Here is a 20,064-nt window from a genome sequence, read left to right as displayed (position 1 = left end):
GAACTCCGCCGGCCCGGAACGACCCGCGGAGGGACGCACCTGCCGGACCTGCATCGAAAGGAGGAACCCCGCTGCGACGGTGTCTGTGCCACGCTGTCCGAGGACCGGGAGGAGCCGGATGGACGAGGCAGTGCTCTACGACCTGTGCAGCCGTGCGCGACTCGTGCACCTGCGGACCGGCGGTGCCGAAGCCGGCCTGCGCGGACTGACGGACTGCATCGCGGCCGCGTCCGGCGCCCCCGCTCGCTACCCGCACATGCGGCTCGCGCAGCTCATCGACTCCGCCCCGCGCCCGGTCGGCTTCCGGTACGGCATGCGGCAGCTCGAGTCGGTCGCCACGAGCCGGACCACCCCGCCGGAGGACTACTCGGGCGAACAGCGGCGCGACTACGAGCAGGCGCAGACCGCGCTGCTCCGGGCGATCGGCAAGGACAGCGGTGAACCGGCCCGCGGCCCGGTGGCGGTCGCCCGCAACGTGCTCGAACAGTTCGTCCTGCGCTGGTTCTGACCGTCAGGCGGCAGGCAGCCGGCGCCGCCCGGGCACCGCGACGCTCGACATCGCCGGGCGGGCGACTCAGGCCGCGGTGCTCCCCGCCACGTGCGCCAGCACCACCGGGTCGGAGCAGCCGCGCGCGAAGCCCGCGATGCGTCGGTCGATGTCGCGCTGCAGCACGAGCACGCCGATCCGTTCGGCGAGCGGCGCCAGCCACTTCGGCCGACACGTGAAGTTGTAGCGCCAGACCGCCAGGGTGTGCCCCGGCTGCCCCTCGGCCTCGCTGAACCGCCAGCCGCCGCCCATCCGCTCGAAGAACCACGAGCCCTTCGTCATCTTCATACCCACGTTCGACGGCGGGTTGTACGAGACGTACTCGCTCTCCATCGCGAACCCGAACCGCTGCACGGTCCAGGTCCGGACACCCTTGCCGGGGACGGTCGCGCCGCCGACCAGGTGCTGGCGGCGGATGAACGGGTCCCACCGCTTCCGGATCGCACCCTGGGTCTGCGAGACGGCGAAGGCGACCGCCACCTCGACGGGGATCACGCAGCGGGACTCGACGACGGGCATGCGCCCATCGTGGCACGGGCCCGCCTCGGCGGTCCGGTGGTCCGGCGGGCGAGCAGGCAGTCGGACGGGAGGCGCGGGGCGGGCTGGTGACGGGCCTCCCGTCCGCCGACCGGTCACGTCATGGGCGGCGGTACGGTGGCAGCGACCACCCGCTCCCGCCACCGCCGAGAGGACGCCCGTGCGCCAGCTCCACCCACCGATCGAACCGAACCGGACCGGCATGCTCGACGTCGGCGACGGCCAGCAGGTGTACTGGGAGGAGTGCGGCGCTCCCGACGGCAAGCCCGTCGTGTTCCTGCACGGCGGCCCCGGCGCCGGCTGCTCCCCCGACCACCGACGCCTGTTCGACCCGGCGCGCTACCGGATCGTCCTGTTCGACCAGCGCAACTGCGGCCGGAGCCTGCCGTACGCCGGCGACCCGACCACGGACCTGTCGTCGAACACGACCTGGAACCTGGTCGGCGACATCGAACAGCTGCGCGAGCACCTGGGGATCGACGCGTGGCAGGTGTTCGGCGGCTCGTGGGGGTCCGCCCTGGCCCTGGCGTACGCCGAGACGCACCCGGAGCGGGTCACCGAACTCGTGCTCCGCGGGATCTTCACGCTGCGGCCGAGCGAGATCGACTGGTTCTACGAGGGCGGTGCCGCGAACGTGCTGCCCGACCTGTGGGAGGGGTACCTCGCTCCCCTGGCCCCGGAGGAACGGCAGCCCGGCGGCCTGGTCCGCGTGTTCGAACGGCTGCTCGCCGACCCGGACCCCGCCGTGCACGGACCGGCCGCGGTCGCCTGGGCCAGCTGGGAGGCGGCCTCGATCACACTGCTGCCCCGGCCTGACCTGGTCGCCCGGTACGCGGATCCGACGTACGCGCTGGCGTTCGCCCGGATCGAGAACCACTACTTCACGCACGACGGCTGGTTCGAGGACAGCCAGCTGATCCGCGATGCCGACCGGCTGCGGGACATCCCGACCGTCATCGTGCAGGGGCGCTACGACATGTGCACGCCGGCCGTCACCGCGTGGGACCTGCACCGGGCGCTGCCGTCGGCGGAGTTCCGGCTGATCGACGACGCCGGGCACGCGTTCGACGAGCCGGGGATCCTCGACGCGCTGCTCGAGACGACGGACCGGTTCGCCGGGTCGGGCTCGGGCTCGGGAGCGGCCTCGGTGGGCTGACGACCCGGCCGCGTCGTCTGGCTGCGGGTCAGGCGGGGTCGGACGTCCGCTGCTCCGCGCGGTGGCGCTCGATCTCGGCGTCGACCTCGCGACGGCTGAACCGGCGCGCACGCACGAGGCTCAGGCTGAACCCGCCGACCAGCAGGACTGCGCCGAGCGCCCACCGTACTGATGGCGGAGGCGACGGGGACGCGCCGACGCACCACGCGCCTCCAGGCCGGTGCCCGTGGTGGGGTGGTGCCATGACCGACGACCTCGTGCCGTGGTTGGTCGCCGGGGGGCTCGCCGTCGTGGTGGTCGTCCTGGTGGTCCTCCTACGGCGACACCAGACCGCTGCCCGTGCCGAACTCGACGCTGCCGAGCGGGCGCGGACCGCGGAGCTCGCCGAGCGCGAGGCCGCGCACCGCGATGCCACCGCACGCCTCGAGGCCGACCGCGCCGCGCAGGTGGCGGCCGCTGACGCCGCTCGACGCGACGCCCTCTCCGAGGCTGAGGAGAGCCGCGCGCTCGCCCGCCGTGGCATGCAGTGGGAGGAGGCGTCCGAGCAGGCGATCCTCCGGGCCTGCCGTGCCGCCGGGGTGAGCGGCGTGCTCATGACGAACGTCGTGTTCGTGCCCCTCGGCGAGACCGAGCAGGGTCCGTGGCGGAAGTTCGTCGCACAGGCCGACCACGTGCTCGTGTCGGAGTCCGGCCGGGGTCTGGTCATCGAGAACAAGCGCTGGGGCGGCATCGTGTTCGACGGGCGTCGGCCGAGCGAGGTGCACCCGGCGTTCCGGAACCTGGTGGACGAGTCGTCCCTGGTGCCGCCGTTCGCCGTGCAGGTCCGCAGTCGCACGGTGCTCAACGGCGAGGAGCAGGCCGAGAACTGGTGGCAGGTGCGGGTGCAGGCGAAGGGGGCGTCGCCGGCGCACCAGGTCCGGCAGCAGGCCCGACGGCTCGCCCGGTTCGTCGACGAGCAGACCGGGGTCTCGCGGACGTGGTTCGACACGTGCGTCTTCTACTCGGCGCCCTCGGCGGCGACGTTCGTGCAGCCGGAGGACCGCAGCGGCACCGTGACGACGAGCATCGTGACGAACGACCACGAGCTGCAGTCGGCCCTGGCGTCGTGGGCGGCGAAGGACTCGGTACCGAACCGGGCCCGCGCCGACGCCGTCGTCCGGGTGCTCGCCGGGCAGGGTGCGCACGCGATCACGGTGGGGTCCTACCGCCTGCCGGAGTGACGTCGCTGCTGGCGTGCACGCCGCACGCACGACGACGCCCCGCCGGCCAGTGGCCAGCGGGGCGTCGTCGACGGAGCGGAGAGCGCTACGCGGTCGGGCGGATGACCGACGGCAGCATCACGTGCAGGTGCCCGGCGAGCGCGGTCTGCGCGTCCTCGAGCGAGGCGAACTCGCCGACGACCAGGCCGAAGGTGTCCGAGGCGACGTAACGGCTGTCGCGCTTGTCGACGGAGCCACCGAAGTAGCCGCCGTAGTTGGCGACCCACTCGTCGTCGCCCTCGAGCGTCCAGGTGAGCTTGGCACGCGAGGCGCGGGCGCTGGTGGCGGCCTGGGCCTCGAGCACGGCGACGATGTCGACGGTCTCGGTGTCGAGGGTGACGTCGGTCCCGGCTGCGGTCCGGTTGATGGTCGTGGTCATCGCGCTCTCCTGTCGTGTTCGGGGTACGTGGTGCAGTACGTGAACGCTACGACACCGATCGTCGCCGTCGACAGCGAGGCCCGTCGATTCACGGGTTCAGCCCCGGATGTTCATCCGTGAAGCCCGGAACTCCGGGCTTCGTCCCCCGACGTTCGGGGTACAACCGGAGCGATCGGGGTACTCGTCATCCGGACGACGGCCGGTCGGGGGACGACGAGAGACGCCGGCGTCGACGCGAGACGCCGCCGAATTGCCGAGACACCGCCGGGTTCGGCGGCGTCTCGCGTGAACGGGGGCGTCGTCTCGCGTGAACGGGGGCGGCCAGGCCTCAGGACACCGCGCGCAGGGCGTCCGCGATCGTCCTCAGCGCGGCGTCGATCTCGTCCGCGACCCGCACGTGCGTGGACTCGGAGCGACGGTAGGGGTCGTCCACGTCGTCGTCTGCCGGGTCGGCAGGCGGCGGCACGGTCCCCCGCAGCCGGGCGACCCGCTCGACCAGGGCCTCGGGCGACTGCACGTCCGCCAGGTCCCCGGGCTCGAGGCCGTCGAGCACCCGCGCGAACTGCTTGATGGTGAACGCCCGCTTGGCGGCCCGCGGCGCGAGCTGCACGACCGCGGCACGGTGGGAGCGCTCGGCCGTCAGCACCAGGTCAGCGGCCCCAGCGATCCGCTCGGTCAGGTACCGGGAACGGTGCGCGTCCGGGTGTCCCCCGAGGCGCGCGGACTGCTCGGCCGCGGCACCGTCCATCACGGCACCGTCGTCGGCGATCGTGCCCGCCGACTCGATGACGTGCACCGACGCCGCCGGGCCCAGGCGCTCGTGGAGCACCTGGGCGCCGAGCGGCGACCGGCAGATGTTGCCGCTGCAGACGAAGAGGATCCGCACGCTCAGCCCTGGCCGAGCAGGTCGTGCCGGACGACGATCGCGTCACGGCCCGGGCCGACACCGATCGCGGAGATCCGTGCGCCGGACATCGCTTCGACCGCCAGCACGTAGTCCTGCGCGTTCTTCGGCAGGTCGTCGAACTCGCGGACGCCGGTGATGTCCTCGGACCAGCCGGGGAACTCCTGGTACACGGGCTTGGCGTGGTGGAAGTCCGACTGCGACACCGGGACCTCGTCCACACGCTCGCCGTCGACCTCGTACGCGACGCAGACCGGGATCGTCTCGAGTCCGGTCAGGACGTCGAGCTTGGTGAGCACGAAGTCGGTCACGCCGTTGATGCGTGCCGTGTAGCGGGCGATCGGGGCGTCGTACCAGCCACAGCGACGCGGGCGACCGGTCGTGGTGCCGAACTCGAAGCCGTTGGCGCGGAGGAACTCCCCCGACTCGTCGAACAGCTCGGTCGGGAACGGGCCGGCGCCGACGCGGGTCGTGTACGCCTTGACGATGCCGATGATGCGCTCGAGCTTGCCCGGGCCGATGCCCGAGCCGGTCGCGGCGCCGCCGGCCGTCGCCGACGAGGACGTCACGAACGGGTACGTGCCGTGGTCGACGTCCAGCATGGTGGCCTGGCCGGCCTCGAACAGGACGGTCTCGCCGCGCTCGAGCGCCCGGTGGATCTCGAGCGCGGTGTCGGCGACCATCGGACGCAGCCGGTCGGCGAAGGACAGCAGCGACTCGACGACCTCTTCGGCGTCGATCGCCCGGCGGTTGAAGACCTTGACCAGCAGGTGGTTCTTCTGGTCGAGGGCCGCTTCGACCTTCTGCCGCAGGATGTTCTCGTCGAAGATGTCCTGGATGCGGATGCCGACGCGGTTGATCTTGTCGGCGTAGGTCGGGCCGATGCCGCGACCCGTGGTGCCGATCTGGCGCTTGCCGAGGAAGCGCTCCGTCACCTTGTCGATGGTGCGGTGGTAGTGCGTGATGACGTGGGCGTTGGCCGAGACGCGGAGCTTCGAGACGTCGACGCCACGGGCCTTCAGCGCGTCGAGCTCCTGGAACAGGACCTCGAGGTCGACGACGACGCCGTTGCCGATGATCGGGGTGACGCCCGGCGTCAGGATGCCCGAGGGCAGCAGGTGCAACGCGTACTTCTCGCCGCCGACGACGACCGTGTGTCCGGCGTTGTTGCCGCCGTTGAACTTCACGACGTAGTCGATGCGGGAACCGAGGAGGTCGGTGGCCTTCCCCTTGCCCTCGTCGCCCCACTGGGCGCCGATGATGACTGCTGCGGGCATCTGGTTCTCCTCACGTTGGCGGAGGACCGCACACGGCCGTCCCGGCCGGTGGTCCACCCGAGTCTATCGGCTGGTCATCTCCGCGTCACCGGGGTGCCGCCACCTGTGGAGTACCCGGCTCCACCGGAGCACGCTGGGGACAGCACCACGACCACGACGAGAGGAACCACCATGAGCGACCCCATCGACGACATGAACCGTCTGCTCGACACGCAGCAGGCCGAGGAGCTCACCGACGGCGGCATCGGCTCGGTCGAGGGCGCCCCCTCCGACGTCATGCCCGAGACCGACCGTGGCCGCGAAGCCGCGGACGAGCGTCCCGACGCCTGAGCAGACACCCGCTCGCACTGACGGACGGGAGGCCCGGTACCAGCTGGTACCGGGCCTCCCGTCCGTCAGGTGGTCGCGTCGCGACCTCGCGGTGTCAGCCGCGGAAGAAGTCGGCGTACGAGGGATCCCCGAACGACTGGGTGTGGCCCGGTTCGGCGAGCCGTTCCTCGACCATTGCCCGGATGGCGTCCGGCGGGGTGAGGCCGCGTCGTCGCCACTCCATCGGGTTCTGCCGGAGCTGCACCAGGGTGTTCGTTCGCATGTGGCAACACTGTCACAAAGTACCTAGTTCGTCTAACTACCTGTCCCGTTGGCGCACATCCCGCCCGCGAACGGGGGGGCACTGCCGTGCACCGCACGACGGAGCGGGCGGCCCGTTGCCGGACCGCCCGCTCGTGCCGTAGCTCGTACCTCTCTACTTGGTGATCGTGCCGGTCGGGGCCGAGGTGATCGACGTGCTCTCGTACCCGGACTTCTTGGCGGTCACGGTGAGCGACAGCTTGTGTCCGACGTCCTTCGTCGACGTCTTGTAGGTCGACGCCTTCGAGCCGGTGTCCTTGCCGTCACGGAGCCACTTGTACGTGAACGTGATGCCGTCCGTGTTCCAGTTGCCGGTGCGTCCGCGCATGTTGGTCCCGACCTTGAGCGAACCCGTGATCTTGACCTGGCTGGAGACCAGCGCGAGCTTCGGCGTCACCGAGGTCGTGCTGAGCAGGTCCGCCTGGTCGCCCGGGGCGTTGTGCAGGTGCAGGAGCAGCACCTTCGCCGTGGTCGAGCTGGCCGAGGCCCGGATGACCTTGACGGACGTGTCCGGGTAGGTCAGGTTCGACGTCCCGTTCGCCGTGAACGACACCGCCGGCTGGAAGGCGTTGTACGTCGCGGTCTTCGTCTCGTCGACCACCGAGGACGCGGCCGTCGGCAGCGTCGGCGAGTACGACGACTCGGTCACGACCGAGTAGTCGAAGACACCGGACGTCGACTTCGCCGTGTAGCCGAGCGCCGCGAGCGACACCGGCAGCACCTTGACCGCGGAGTCGAACGTGTTGACGTCGACGCCGGCTGCGACACCACCGAGGGGCCGCGTGTCGACGATCTGCTTCTTCGGGTCCTTCTGGTGCAGGTCCATCGTCTTGACGATCGTCACGTCCGCCGTCGCCGACTTCGTGTCGTACGTCAGGAAGTCCGGGTCGCCGTCACGGTTCGTGTCGATGAGCACCTCGACGTTGTTCGACTGGCCGGGGTTCGACTCGGCCCCGTCGGTCTGCACCCCGAAGGACACCAGGCCCTTCGACTTGTCGGCCAGGCCGAGCGCCGTGGAGTTCGCGCCGTAGGCACGGATGTCCGCGCCGCCGAGCGTCTGCTTCGCGGTGCCGTCCGGGAACGACTCCTTCGGGTCCGTGCCGCCGAGCTGGAACGGTGCGACGAGTGCCTGGTACCCGGTCGTGCCGGTTCCCTGGGACAGGCCGCGGCCCGCCATCGTGATGACGCTGGTGCGGGCCGCACCGGAGAACACCACGTCGTCGGCGTGCAGGGCGCTGACCGGCTCCGGCGCGGCGTAGACGCCGAGTCGGAGCGGCGTGACGCCGTCGGCGGCCGGGGTGAACGTGACCAGGCCGGTGGCGGCCGGGACGAACTCCCGCGGTGTGCCGCCCTCGACGGCGACCTGCGTCGGGTCGATGACCTTCCGCAGCAGCGTCGGGTCGGCGATCGTCATGGTGACCGTCACCGTGGCGGTGCCGCCCGCGGCGACGGTGACCGTGTCGGCGCTCAGCGTGAACGCGACGCCGGGCTGGGCGATGCGCGACTCGTAGGCGACGCGGTAGGTGTGCGCGGTGGCCGAGGTGTTGCGCACCAGCAGGGTGCGCTTCTCGGTGGTGGCCGCGCCGACCTCGACGACCCCGAAGGACGCGGTGACGAGCTGTCCGTTCTCCTGGCTGCGGACGGTGGTGCCGTCCTGCACGGCCTGGAGGGCGTCGACCCGCCCGGTGCCCTGGCGGAGCAGGGTGGCGGACTGGCTGTCCTTCGCGCTCTGGCGCACGTCGTGCGTGGCCGTGTTCATGAGTGCTGCCTTGATCTCCGGTGCGCTCCAGCCCGGGTGGGCCTCGAACGCGAGCGCGGCGACGCCGGCGACGTGCGGGGTGGCCATCGAGGTGCCGCTGAGCGACAGCCGGTCGTTGCCGGTGCCGTTGGCGGCCGAGATCACGTTGACGCCGGGGCCGGCGATGTCCGGCTTGACGACGTCGCCGTACGACCCGTGCTCACCGCGGCTGCTGAAGGACGCCAGGGTGTTCACCGTCTCGGCGTCGGTGGCGAGCTGGAAACCGCGGAGCTCGTCGGCGAACCGGACGTGCAGGGTTCCAGCCTTCGCCGCGGCCTGGAGGCCCGTCACGCTGTCACGGGTCAGCTCGGCACCCGGGATGGTCGCGTTGCCCGCGATGCCCGAGTCGAAGGTGTTCACCGTGCCGGCGAGGAGGACGCCGATGCCGCCGGCAGCCGCCACGTTCTTGAACCGTGCACCGGAACCGCACTCGAGGGCGCCGTCGGTCCACTTGAGCCAGACGACCTTGCCGGCGATCGCGGCTGCCTGGTCGGCGCTGAACGCCGTGCAGCCGTCGATGTCCGTGGTCGGGACGACGACGTCACCCTCGACCGGCAGTGCGCCCTGGTAGTCCTGCGAGTACTGCGCGCGCCAGGTCTTCGCGACGTCCGCCGGGGCGGTCGCCTCGACGCCGTCGAACAGGCTCTGCCCGGTCGCTGCAGCGGCGACGGTCAGGGCACCGGCCGAGTTGCCCGGCGAGCCACCGATGTCGGTGAAGTCGTCCGCGTTGCCGGCGGCGATCACGGGCAGCACACCGCGGGCGGTGAGCGCGTCGATCTTCGCGTTGTCCGGGTCGTCCGCTGCGCCGTAGTCGGAGCCGAGCGACAGGTTGATGACGTTGATGCTCTTGCCCTCGGTGAGGGACTGCCCGACCCAGTCGAGCGCGGCACCGGTCAGGTCGGTCGAACCGCCGCCGTCACCGAACACCTTGAGCGAGTAGAGCCCGGCCTGCGGGGCGCTGCCCGGGCCGACCCACATGTCCTGCACCTGCTGCGGGGTCAGGGTCGAGTAGTCGCCGCGGAAGGTCGACTTGTCGGCGTTCATGCCGAACCCGGCCGCGGTGCCGGCGACGTGGGTGCCGTGGTCGCCGCCCTCGCCGTCGATGGGGTTGGCGTCCGGCGCGGGCTCCGGGTCGTAGGTGTCCGGGTCGGACGGGTCCGCGTTGTACGTGGGGCCGGCGAAGTCGTAGCCGCCGAGGAACTTCGACGGGTCGTACCAGCTCGACGCCGGGGCTCCGGTGCTGGCGAGGGCGTCCTGGTAGGCGGCCGTGGTGCCGGGACCGCCGAAGTCGGCCTGGGTGTAGTCGAGGCCGGTGTCGATCACCGCGACGTTGACGCCCTTGCCGGTGTGCCCGGTCTGGGTCCAGGCGTCGACGGCCTTCGTGTAGAGGTCGCTCGCGGCGTTCTTCGGCGTGACACCGTCGGCGCCGGGCTGCACGAGGTCGGGGTCGACGCCCGAGGGTGCGGCGTCCGCCGAGGCGTTCCGCTTCGGGTCGACGATCTTCTTCGGCAGCAGCGGGACGATGCTCAGCACGTCGGAGCGCTTCGCGATCGCGGTGAAGGCCGAGACGTCGGCGACGACCGCGACACCGGGGACGGTGTACTCGGTCGAGTAGAGCTCAGCAGCCTTGCCGTCGGCGCTCTTGACGGCGCTGAGGACCTTCGCGTTGGTCGAGCGGATCGTCGCGACCCGGCTCTTCGCGGCGGACGACGGCGTCTTCGAGCGGGTCAGGTCGCCGCCCTTCGCCTGCGCGTCGACCTCGAGGGCGCCGGCACCCGTCGTGCGGACGAACGCGCTGACCGTCTTGGTCGGGGACGCGTTCCGCAGCGGGGCGGAGAGCTTGAGGCCGGCCGAGGCGGTGCTGGCCGGTGCCGCTGAGGCCGCACCGCCGACGGCGAGGCCGCCGCAGGCCAGTGCCGCCACGGCGACGATCGAGGTCAGCAGCCGCGGGGAGCGGTACCGACGGGAAGGGTTGGTGGGTGGTGTCGCACGTGCCACGCAGCACACTCCTGGTTTGTCCGAACTCCGGGTGAAGTCCAGATGAAGCTATGTGCTCGTTCCCAGCACGGGGAGTCGGCAGTTCAGGGGACAGAACCTGTGGTTCCTCGAAGTTGCACACCGGTGTGCAGGTTATTACGATGGCTGCATGACCACCACCGATCGGCCCGCACGCGCGCCACGACGGGACGCCACCGAGAACCGTGCCGCCCTCGTCGCGGCTGCCCGGACCCTCCTGCAGGCCGACCCGGACGCGTCGCTCGAATCGATCGCCGCACACGCCGGACTGTCCCGACGTGCGATTTACGGACACTTCCCCTCCCGTGACGACCTCATGCGCGAGGTCGTGGCCGGCGGAGCCGAACGCATCCTGGCCGCGATGCCCAGCCGAGCCGCCCTCGCCGGGCTGGCCCCGGCCTCCCGGCTGGCCGCGATCGCCGTGACCCTCTGGACCGAGGTGTCGCACGTCCGCTCGATGGCGGTCATCGCCGTCCGTGGCCCGCTCGTCGAGACCGTCGCCACGGTGTTCGCCCCGCTGCGCGAACAGGTCCGCGACGCCTGCGCCCTCGGCATCGCCGACGGCACCCTGCGCGACGACGTGGACGCCGCGACGCTCGGCCGCCTGGTCGAGGGTGCCTGCCTGGCCGTCCTCGACGAAGCCACACGCTCCGCCACCCCGAACGACGCCGGCCGCCGGATGGTCGTCCTGTCCGCCCTCGGCATGGCGGGCGTCGACTGGCGCACCGCCCTGCTCGCTCTCCCCGCCACCCTCCCGGAGGACCCCGCATGACGCTCGAACTCGCCGCCGTCGGCATCGGCACCGAACCCGGCGCCGCGCTCCCCGCCGTCAGCGCCGTCGCAGCCCCCGGCCACCCGGGCATCGTCGCCGTCGAGACCGAACAGGCCCCGGTGTTGGCGTCGCTCGTCGCCGGTGGGCGCATGAAGCCCGACACCGGGCGCGTCCTGCTCGACGGCCACGACGACCCCGCGGGCATCCGACGGGCCTTCGCGCTCGTCGACACCCCGGGCGTCGCCGAACCGTTCCCGGTGATGAGCCTCAAGCGGATCGTGCACGAAGAGCTCGCGTTCGCCGGGCGTCGCCCCTCCCGCAGCGACGTCGCGACCGTGCTCGACGAACTCGGCATGACGAGCTGGGCCGACACCCACGTGCAGCGCGTACCGACCGACGTCCGCGTGCGGCTGCTCGCCGAGCTGGCACTCCTGCGGCCGGACGTCACCGGGCTCGTGATCACCGCTCCCGAGCGGCACGGCGGAGTGGTCGCCGAGTGGTTCGCCGTCGTCCGGGACATCGCCCGCCGCGGGGTGACCGTCGTGCTCGTGACCTCGAAGGCCGCGGCGGAGACGGCCTCGGCCCTGCTCGACACCATCGCCGACGAGCCGCGCGACGACGCGGCGGACACCACCACCACCGAGGGTCCCGAGGACGCGACCCGGACCGGCGGGGCCGACACGGGCCTCCCGACCGACACCACTGACGCAACCGCTCCCCTGGAGACCCGCTCGTGACCATCCCCTCGCTCGTCCGCGCCGAACTCGCGCGCCTGACCGCCACCCCCCTCGCCCGTCTCGCGTTCATCGCGCTGATGTGCGTGCCGCTGCTCTACGGGGGCGCGTACCTCTGGGCCAACCGCGACCCGTACGCCAAGCTCGACCAGATCCCGGCGGCCATCGTCGACCAGGACGGCGGCGCCACCCTCGACGGCGAACACGTCGACTACGGCAAGGACGTCGCGAAGCAGGCCATCGACGGCGGCGCCTTCGACTGGAAGCGCACCACCGCCGCCGACGCCCGCTCCGGTGTCCGCAACGGCACCTACGACTTCGTCGTGACGATCCCGCACGACTTCTCGGAGTCTCTGGCCTCGGCGCAGTCCGACGACCCGAAGCGTGCCGAACTCGTGATGACCACGGCGGACACGAACTCGTACCTCGCCTCGACCATCGCGGAGCAGGCCGGCAAGACCATGCGGACCGCCGTCGCCGAACGCGTCGGCAAGGAAGCCGCGAGCACGCTGCTCGTCGGACTCGCCGACGTCCGCGACAGCCTGGGCGACGCCGTCGACGGGGCGGGCAAGCTCGCCTCCGGAGCGACGACCGCCGCGAACGGGGCAGACTCGCTCGAGGCCGGCACCGCGAAGCTCTCCTCGGGTGCCTCCACCCTGGCGTCGAGCACGGCCGCGCTGCCGTCGCAGACCGCGACGCTGAACTCCGGCGCGCAGCAGGTGGCGACCGGTGCGGGGTCGCTGGCCACGGGCCTCCGGTCGGCGCAGCAGCAGACGGCCGCGCTGCCGGAGCAGACGCAGCAGCTCGCGCAGGGGGCGGCGAAGGTCGCCGCCGGCAACGCCGAACTCGCACGGCAGGTGGACACGGCCAACAAGACGGTGCAGGCGATCCAGCCGCTCGACACGAAGACCGTGATCGCCGACATCACGGCGAACCTGCCGGAGGGCGTCACCCTGACGCCCGAGCAGCAGCAGGCACTCACCGCCACGGTCGACTCGGCCGTGCAGCGGGCGAACAGCTCCGGTGCGGACGCGAAGCAGCAGCTCGGTGCCACCACGGCGAAGATCGACCAGCTGAGCAGCGGCGCGCAGCAGGTGTCGGACGGCGCCACGACGCTCGCCAACGCGGCACCGCAGCTGTCCTCCGGCATCGCGACTGCGGCCTCCGGGGCGTCGACGCTGTCCGACGGCGCCGCGCAGGTCGCCGGCGGGACGCAGAAGCTCGCCGCCGCAGCGCCGCAGCTGTCCTCCGGAGCGTCGCAGCTCGCGACCGGTGCGGCCTCGGCCGACCAGGGCGCGACGTCCCTGGCCAAGGGACTGCACTCGCTCGAGTCCGGCTCCTCGGAACTGGCGTCCCAGCTCGACAAGGGGCGGACGAAGATCCCGGCCTCGGACGCGTCGCAGCGCGCCCAGCAGGCGAAGGTGATCTCGGACCCGGTGAAGGTCGGGGACGACAACGTCGCCGCGGCGTCGAACTACGGCGCCGGCCTGGCACCGTTCTTCATCTCGCTCGCCGCCTGGATCGGCATGTACGCGCTGTTCCTCATCCTCAAGCCGATCTCGAAGCGGGCGATCACCGCGGTCCGACGCCCGTTGCGCGTCGTGTTCGGCGGCTGGCTGACCCCGGCGCTCCTCGGCGTCGTGCAGATGGCGGCACTGTTCCTCATCGTCCGGTACGCCCTGGACCTCGACGTGGTGCACGCCGGCGGGACGGTCGGCATCATGATCCTGGCGTCGGCGACCTTCGCGGCGATCATCATGACGCTGAACGTGCTGCTCGGCTCGGTCGGACAGTTCCTCGGCCTGGTGCTCATGCTCATCCAGCTCGTCACCGCGGGCGGCACCTTCCCGTGGCAGACACTGCCGGGGCCGCTCGCCGCGCTGCACTTCGCCCTGCCGATGACGTACTCCGTCGATGCGATCCGGCAGACGATGTACGGCGGTTCGCTCGCCACGGCCTGGAGCGACGCGGGCGTCCTGCTCTGCTGGCTGCTCGGGGCGCTGCTCGTGTCGTACCTGGTGACGGCGCGGCAGACCCGGACGCGGACACTGCGCGACCTGCGGCCGAGCCTGATCGGCTGAGCCGGGCGCGGCCCGGGCGGGCGGCTCCGCCCCGCCTGGGCCCAACAGGAACCCGTCCGAACCGTTGCATCCCGCGGTTCGGGCGGGTTCCCGTTGTGCCCAGCCGAACGACACCGTCTGCGGGGTAGGGGGTAGGGGGTAGGGGGCAGCGGTCGACCGGCGGACGGGGCGCTACGGGGGCGCAGTACAGGTCGGGCCGCCGGCAGCCCGGCGGCACCGGCGGCACCGGCGGCCCGTTCGGCTCCGACTCGCCTGGGCCCAACAGGAACCCGCCCGAACCGCGGCATCCCGTGATTCGGACGGGCTTCCGTTGTGCGCAACCGAACGACACCGGCGGCGGGGGCAGCGAGCGGACCGCCACCGCCCCGGCGGCATAGCGGCCCCGAGGCCCCACGGGCCTAACAGGAACCCATCCGAACCGCGGCATCCCGTGGTTCGGATGGGCTTCCGTTGTGCGCAGCCCAACGACACCGTCGGCAGCGGGTGCGGACGGCGGACGGGACGCTGCGGGCGCGCCGTGCAGGTCAAGGGGCCCTCAGCACGGCGACCCGGCGGCTCGTTCGGCGCCCGCAGCACGGCGGCCCGGCGGCCTCGGCGGCTCCGGTGGCCCGGCGGCCCGTTCGGCTCCTACTCGCCTGGGCCCAACAGGAACCCGCCCGAACCGTGGCATGCCGTGGTTCGGACGGACTTCCGTTGCGCGCAGCCGAACTAAACCGGCGGCGGGCGGCGGGCAGCGGGCGACGGGCGGCAGGCGGCGGACGGGAGGCTGCGGGCGCGACGTGCAGGTCGGGTCCGGCCCGGTCCGGCCCGCTCCGGTTCGGCCCGGGCCCGGGCGTGGAGCGCGACAGCGGTACGATCGTCGGGACGCACCCGGCGGGTGCGCAGCCGGAGGTCGAGGATGACGATGGGGAACACCAAGCCCGCGACGATCTACGACGTCGCCGCTCGCGCGGGGGTGTCGAAGTCACTCGTGTCCCTTGTGCTGCAGCGATCTCCCCGGGTCAGCGAGCAGCGTCGGGCAGCAGTCCTCGCGGCGATCCAGGAGCTCGACTACCGCCCCTCGACCGCGGCGGTGTCCCTCGCCGGCACCCGCTCCCGGACCATCGGCGTCGTGCTCGACGACTTCCGGAACCAGTGGTTCGTCGACCTGCTCACCGGTCTGCGCGAATCACTGCAGGACCAGGGGCACCGACTCGTCGTCGCGGACCGCTTCCTCAACACCGGGCTCGACGTCTCCCCCGTCGAGGGCTTCCTGTCCATGCGTGTCGAGGGTCTGGTGATCGCGGGCGAACCCGATCCGGACCTCGTCGTCCCCACCAGCACCCCGGTCGTCGTCGCCGGCGGCCGGGCAGCGCTGCCCCGCGCCGACACCGTGGCGAACGACGACCTGGCCGGTGGCCGGATGGCGGCCGAGCACCTCATCGAGCTCGGGCACGTGCGGCTCGGGTTCGTCGGCGGACAGTCGGCAGCCAGTGACGCCCGGCTCGAGGGCTGGCGCGCCGGCATCGACGCCGCCGGTGGAGCAGGCACGGGCGGCTCGTCGGTCACCGGGGTCGCGGTCGTCCTGCCCGCCGACGTCACCGAGGAGACCGGCGTCACCGGCACCCACCGCCTGCTCGACGAGCACCCCGACGTGACGGCGGTGTTCGCCGCGAACGACGTGACCGCGCTCGGTGCGATGTCCGCGATCGCCGAGCGAGGACTCCGCGTCCCCGAGGACATCTCGGTGATCGGGTACGACGACACCCCGATCGCGGCCTCTCGGTACGTCGGTCTCACGAGCATCGACGACCGGAGCATCGACATCGGCCGCGGTGCGGGCGCCCGGTTGCTCGAGCGGATCGCGGACCCGGCGCTGCCCACGACAGAGGTGCTCGTCGAGCCGAGGCTCGTCGCCCGCCGGACGACCGCGCAGCGCTAGTCCGGCCCGTCCCGGGTCCCCTCCGGTCCGCCCGGGTCCGCCGAGGTCGCACGATCTGCCCGCCCCCGTTCCGCCGACGTCGCTCGATCGGCCGCCCCGGGGCTGTCCGACCAGCAGACCGTGCGACCTCGGCGGAAGACCGACGGCGCGCCGCACGACCTGCCACCCTCGGTCCGCCGACGTCGCACGACCTGCCCGCCCCGCCCCGCTCCGCCGACGTCGCACGACCTGCCCGCCCCGCCCCGCTCCGCCGACGTCGCGCGACCTGCCCGCCCCCGTTCCGCCGACGTCGCACGACCCGCCGTCCCCGGTCCGGCGAGGTCGCACGATCTGCCGCCCCGGGGCTCCCCGACCGGCAGAACGTGCGACCTCGGCGGGAGGCCGACGGCGCGTCGTGCGACCTCGGCGCACGCGACCGACCACCGGCACCGGCCAGCACCGGCCAGCGCCGGCCAGCCCCTCCCGTCAGGCGGGGAGCTCCGCGTGCCGGACGACCCAGCTGTGCATCACGATCGCCGCAGCCGCCGAGGCGTTGATGCTCCGCGTCGACCCGAACTGCGTGATCTCCAGGTGCCCGTCCGCGCCCGAGACCGCCTCGTCCGTCAGCCCCGGCCCCTCCTGCCCGAACAGGAACACGCAGCGCTCCGGCACCTCCGCCGTCTCGATCCGCGAGGCCCCGGGCGTGTTGTCGATCGCGATGACCGGCCGCCCCTCGGCACGCATGACCTGGAGGAACGCGGCGACGTCCTCGTGGTGCCGCACGTGCTGGTACCGGTCGGTGACCATCGCCCCGCGACGGTTCCAGCGGCGTCGGCCGATGATGTGCACGGTCCCGGCGAGGAACGCGTTCGCGGTGCGGACGATGGACCCGATGTTCAGGTCGTGCTGCCAGTTCTCGATGGCGACGTCGAAGCCGTGTCGGCGGGTGTCCAGGTCGGCGACGATCGCCGCCATGCTCCAGTACCGGAAGCGGTCGACGACGTTGCGGGTGTCGCCGTGCTCGAGCAGTTCCGGGTCGTACTGCGGGCCCTCGGGCCACGGCCGCGGGTGTGGTCCGACGCCGTGCGTCGTCGCCTCATGGGTGGGTGGGAGCGCCGGCGTCGGCTCCGGCAGGTCGCCGGACGGGAGGCCCTGGGTCACGTGACCAGCGTACGGTGCGTCCGCCGCGCCTCCCGTCCGGACGCCGCGCAGCCGGCCACGCCGGCCCAGCCCGACCCAGCCCGGCCCGGCCCAGCCCGACCCAGCCCGCCCGACCGCTCAGCGTGCCGCGCGCGCCGCGATCCCGTCGAGGAGCACGTCGAGCCCCATCGTGAAGCGTGCCTCGTACGAGTGCTGGCCGAGGATCTCACTGACCAGCCGGTGTCGCTCGGGCCGGCCGGCCTCGGAGTCCCCACGCCCGACCTGCACGGCGGTGTGCCCGACGACGAAGTCGTAGACGACGAAGAAGGCGTACATCGCCTCGGTCTCCGACAGGCCCGCGGAACACAGCGCCCGGACGACGGTGGCGGCGACGGCGTCCGACTCGGTCGAGGCCAGCGGTGCCCGGCTGCTGTGCGACTCGAGGACCAGCGGGTGCCGGACGAGCAGGTCGCGGAAGGTGGTGGCGAAGACCCGGACGACGTCACGCCAGTCCTCGGGCCAGACGAAGGTGTCGGTGAACTCGTCGACGGTGCGGCGGACGAGTTCGGCGTGCAGGTCGTCGAGGCCGCCGATGGTGCGGTGCACGGTCATCGGGGCGACGCCGAGTGCCTGGCCGAGGGCGCGGAAGCTGAGGCGGTCGAGGCCGTCCTCGTTCGCGATCACCGTGGCCGCGTCGACGATCTGGTCGCGGGTCAAGGCGCGGGGTCGCCCGCGGCGACGCGGCTCGGGCTCGCCAGCGACAGGCGCTGCATCCTCAGGCTCGGCGTCAGCAGGCTCGGCATCGGGCACGGCGTCCTCCTCGGGTTTCCGGTACGCGTACGGGAACGCGTTCCCGGCAGCCTACGGCACGACCGCTCCCGCGCAGCCAGGAGCACTACGCTGACCGCATGGCATCCCGCGACGAGGTCGAGTGCTGGCTGACGGACATGGACGGCGTGCTCGTCCACGAGAACCAGGCGCTCCCCGGTGCCCCGGAGCTGATCCGGCAGTGGCAGGACCAGGGCACCGAGTTCCTCGTGCTGACGAACAACTCCATCTTCACGCCGCGTGACCTCAGTGCACGGCTGCGCTGGTCGGGTCTCGAGGTGCCCGAGGAGCGCATCTGGACGAGCGCCCTGGCGACGGCGGACTTCTGCAAGTCGCAGATGCCCGGCGGCTCGGCGTTCGTGATCGGCGAGGCCGGCATGACGACCGCCCTGCACGAGGCCGGCTTCATCATGACCGAGACCGCCCCGGACTACGTCGTCGTCGGCGAGACCCGCAACTACTCGTTCGAGGCGATCACCAAGGCGGTCCGTCTGATCCGCGACGGTTCACGGTTCATCGTCACGAACCCGGACGCGACCGGCCCGAGCGCCGAGGGCGTCCTGCCGGCGACGGGCGCGATCGCCGCGATGATCGAGAAGGCCACCGGCAAGCAGCCCTACGTGGTCGGCAAGCCGAACCCGATGATGTTCCGCTCGGCGATGAACCGGATCGGGGCGCACTCCGAGAACACCGGCATGATCGGCGACCGGATGGACACCGACGTGCAGGCCGGCATCGAGGCGGGGCTGCACACCGTCCTGGTCATGACCGGCATCAGCGACCAGGCCGAGATCGACCGGTACCCGTTCCGTCCGAGCGAGGTCATCGCCGGCGTGCACGAGCTCCTGCACACCGAGCCGTACGAGGTCGAGATCTAGGCCGGTTCAGAGCGACTCGAGCACGTCGACCGCCCGCTGCACCCCGTGCTCCTGCCGCATCAGCCCGCCCACCTCGGTGGCACGCTCCTGCCGTGACCGGGCGTCCGCCATCGCGGGCACCAGGGCGTCGACCGACAGACGGCGCAGCGGGACCGGGGCGGCGGCCACACCCTGTCGGTGCAGCTGTGCCGCCCAGAACGGCTGGTCGGCGGTGACGGGCACGACGACGGCGGGCACTCCGGCCCGGGCGACCGCGTGCGACGTGCCGGCCCCACCGTGGTGCACGGCGAGCGCCGCTCGCGGCAGCACCGCGTCGAACGGCACCGAGCGCACGGCCAGCACGTCGGGGCCGGCGCATGCTCCCGGCAGCGCGAGCCCGCCCCACCCGGTGACCAGCAGCACCCGCAGACCGTGGACACGGGCGGCCGTGACGATCGCGCTCCCCCGGGCCGACGCGTCCCCCGTCGCCATCGAGCCGAACGATGCCACGACGAACGGGCCGGCGCGCAGGAAGTCCGCGACGGCGGGGTCGAGGGCCGCCGCCGTCGCGTCCTCGTACCAGGCGCCGGTCTGGTGCACCCGCTCCGGCCAGTCGTCGGGTCGGGGCAGCAGCGTGGGGCTCACGGCCATCAGCGTCGCGCGCGACGGCGAGCGCCCGTCGGGACGACGCCCGCTCGGCAGTTCGGCGGCGGCGCGCGCGACGTCGGCGTCGAAGAGGCGTGCGGCGGTGCGCGGCACGGTATAGGTCGACCGGTTGTACGAGCCCAGGTCGCGGGTGGCCGTGGGACCACCGGCCGCGGGGAAGCGCTCGCTGGGGGTGGCCACCGGCGCGAACTCCGCCAGGACGCGGGGCACTCCGAGGGCGTCCGCGACCATCGGCGCGCTGAGGACCAGCGGGTGGTGCACGACCACGTCGGGGTCGAAGGCGATCGTCTCCCGCACCGCGGCGGCGAACATCCGGCGCATCGCGGGCCGCACCTCAGCGCGGACGTGACGGACGAGCCTCCAGGGTGTGCGGCCGGCCGGGGCGAGCACACGCCGCACGTCGAGACCGAGGGGCACCGTGTCGACCCCGTCGGGCGCGGGGGCGTCGTCGGGCAGCGCCAGCCGGACGTCGTGACCGCGCGAGGCGGCGTGCCGTGCCAGGGCGGCGAAGGGTTCGACGTCGCCACGGGTGCCGGCGGTGAGCAGCATCAGGCGCATGCCCCACAGTCTGGCCTGGAAGCCG

18 protein-coding genes are annotated in these 20,064 nt (G+C 72.6%); 9 read left to right on the top strand and 9 right to left on the bottom strand.

Going from position 1 to position 20,064, the window contains the following annotated elements; translation table 11 throughout:
- The first annotated feature begins 118 nt into the window (after positions 1-118).
- Complete coding sequence (locus DEI97_RS02700) at positions 119-508, top strand: hypothetical protein (RefSeq protein ID WP_111074840.1); 390 nt, start codon at positions 119-121, stop codon at positions 506-508.
- Between the two features lie 66 nt (positions 509-574).
- Here DEI97_RS02700 and DEI97_RS02695 read toward each other — a convergent pair whose 3' ends face one another.
- The gene (locus DEI97_RS02695) at positions 575-1,066 is read right to left on the bottom strand and encodes an SRPBCC family protein (RefSeq protein ID WP_111074839.1); all 492 of its coding nucleotides are present in this window, start codon (positions 1,064-1,066) and stop codon (positions 575-577) included.
- A 178-nt stretch (positions 1,067-1,244) separates the two neighbouring features.
- Here DEI97_RS02695 and pip point away from each other — a divergent pair, with 178 nt between their 5' ends.
- Both pip and DEI97_RS02685 read left to right on the top strand, forming a co-directional pair.
- A complete protein-coding gene (gene pip, locus DEI97_RS02690) occupies positions 1,245-2,240 on the top strand; it encodes a prolyl aminopeptidase (protein ID WP_111074838.1) in 996 nt (331 codons plus the stop codon).
- 242 nt (positions 2,241-2,482) lie between these two features.
- Positions 2,483-3,460 (top strand): hypothetical protein, encoded by a 978-nt coding sequence (locus DEI97_RS02685; RefSeq protein WP_111074837.1) that lies wholly within the window; start codon positions 2,483-2,485, stop codon positions 3,458-3,460.
- 85 nt (positions 3,461-3,545) lie between these two features.
- Here DEI97_RS02685 and DEI97_RS02680 read toward each other — a convergent pair whose 3' ends face one another.
- From DEI97_RS02680 to DEI97_RS02670, 3 genes are all read right to left on the bottom strand, one after another.
- Entirely contained in the window at positions 3,546-3,878 is a 333-nt protein-coding gene (locus tag DEI97_RS02680) for a hypothetical protein (protein WP_111074836.1), read from the bottom strand.
- Between the two features lie 328 nt (positions 3,879-4,206).
- Positions 4,207-4,764 carry an arsenate reductase/protein-tyrosine-phosphatase family protein gene (locus DEI97_RS02675; RefSeq protein ID WP_181439238.1) on the bottom strand — a complete coding sequence of 186 codons (558 nt, stop codon included), beginning with the start codon at positions 4,762-4,764 and terminating at the stop codon, positions 4,207-4,209.
- Positions 4,765-4,766: 2 nt separating this feature from the next.
- The gene (locus tag DEI97_RS02670; RefSeq protein ID WP_111074834.1) at positions 4,767-6,059 is read right to left on the bottom strand and encodes an adenylosuccinate synthase; all 1,293 of its coding nucleotides are present in this window, start codon (positions 6,057-6,059) and stop codon (positions 4,767-4,769) included.
- Between the two features lie 171 nt (positions 6,060-6,230).
- On the opposite strand from DEI97_RS02670, the gene DEI97_RS02665 reads away from it, so the two are divergent.
- A complete protein-coding gene (locus DEI97_RS02665; RefSeq protein ID WP_181439237.1) occupies positions 6,231-6,389 on the top strand; it encodes a hypothetical protein in 159 nt (52 codons plus the stop codon).
- Between the two features lie 94 nt (positions 6,390-6,483).
- Here DEI97_RS02665 and DEI97_RS02660 read toward each other — a convergent pair whose 3' ends face one another.
- A complete protein-coding gene (locus DEI97_RS02660; protein WP_181439236.1) occupies positions 6,484-6,651 on the bottom strand; it encodes a hypothetical protein in 168 nt (55 codons plus the stop codon).
- A 153-nt stretch (positions 6,652-6,804) separates the two neighbouring features.
- On the bottom strand, positions 6,805-10,485 hold the full coding sequence (locus DEI97_RS02655; RefSeq protein ID WP_146248134.1) for a S8 family serine peptidase: 3,681 nt from the start codon (positions 10,483-10,485) through the stop codon (positions 6,805-6,807).
- Between the two features lie 148 nt (positions 10,486-10,633).
- Between DEI97_RS02655 and DEI97_RS02650 the strand changes: the two genes are divergently transcribed.
- The 4 genes from DEI97_RS02650 to DEI97_RS02635 all read left to right on the top strand — a co-directional run bounded on the left by DEI97_RS02650 (position 10,634) and on the right by DEI97_RS02635 (position 16,011).
- Positions 10,634-11,275: a TetR/AcrR family transcriptional regulator gene (locus DEI97_RS02650; protein ID WP_111074832.1), complete on the top strand. Its 642-nt coding sequence runs from the start codon at positions 10,634-10,636 to the stop codon at positions 11,273-11,275.
- Positions 11,272-12,012, top strand: coding sequence for a hypothetical protein (locus DEI97_RS02645; protein ID WP_111074831.1), 741 nt, complete (start codon positions 11,272-11,274; stop codon positions 12,010-12,012). The genes DEI97_RS02650 and DEI97_RS02645 overlap by 4 nt, the downstream gene beginning before the upstream one ends.
- Complete coding sequence (locus DEI97_RS02640; protein WP_111074830.1) at positions 12,009-14,090, top strand: YhgE/Pip domain-containing protein; 2,082 nt, start codon at positions 12,009-12,011, stop codon at positions 14,088-14,090. Before DEI97_RS02645 ends, DEI97_RS02640 begins: the two co-directional genes overlap by 4 nt.
- Positions 14,091-14,994: 904 nt before the next feature.
- Positions 14,995-16,011 (top strand): LacI family DNA-binding transcriptional regulator, encoded by a 1,017-nt coding sequence (locus DEI97_RS02635; RefSeq protein WP_111076495.1) that lies wholly within the window; start codon positions 14,995-14,997, stop codon positions 16,009-16,011.
- A 465-nt stretch (positions 16,012-16,476) separates the two neighbouring features.
- Here DEI97_RS02635 and DEI97_RS02630 read toward each other — a convergent pair whose 3' ends face one another.
- Both DEI97_RS02630 and DEI97_RS02625 read right to left on the bottom strand, forming a co-directional pair.
- Positions 16,477-17,151 carry a TrmH family RNA methyltransferase gene (locus DEI97_RS02630; protein ID WP_374107140.1) on the bottom strand — a complete coding sequence of 225 codons (675 nt, stop codon included), beginning with the start codon at positions 17,149-17,151 and terminating at the stop codon, positions 16,477-16,479.
- Positions 17,152-17,268: 117 nt separating this feature from the next.
- Positions 17,269-17,847: a TetR/AcrR family transcriptional regulator C-terminal domain-containing protein gene (locus DEI97_RS02625; protein ID WP_111076462.1), complete on the bottom strand. Its 579-nt coding sequence runs from the start codon at positions 17,845-17,847 to the stop codon at positions 17,269-17,271.
- 191 nt (positions 17,848-18,038) lie between these two features.
- Here DEI97_RS02625 and DEI97_RS02620 point away from each other — a divergent pair, with 191 nt between their 5' ends.
- Entirely contained in the window at positions 18,039-18,836 is a 798-nt protein-coding gene (locus DEI97_RS02620; protein WP_111076463.1) for an HAD-IIA family hydrolase, read from the top strand.
- 6 nt (positions 18,837-18,842) lie between these two features.
- Here the strand turns inward: DEI97_RS02620 and DEI97_RS02615 are convergent, their stop codons facing one another.
- Positions 18,843-20,039 carry a glycosyltransferase gene (locus tag DEI97_RS02615; RefSeq protein ID WP_111076464.1) on the bottom strand — a complete coding sequence of 399 codons (1,197 nt, stop codon included), beginning with the start codon at positions 20,037-20,039 and terminating at the stop codon, positions 18,843-18,845.
- Positions 20,040-20,064: the final 25 nt, after the last annotated feature.

It is taken from the genome of Curtobacterium sp. MCLR17_032 (genome assembly GCF_003234795.2).
GTDB lineage: Bacteria > Actinomycetota > Actinomycetes > Actinomycetales > Microbacteriaceae > Curtobacterium.
This window is presented reverse-complemented; position numbering and strand designations above follow the sequence as displayed.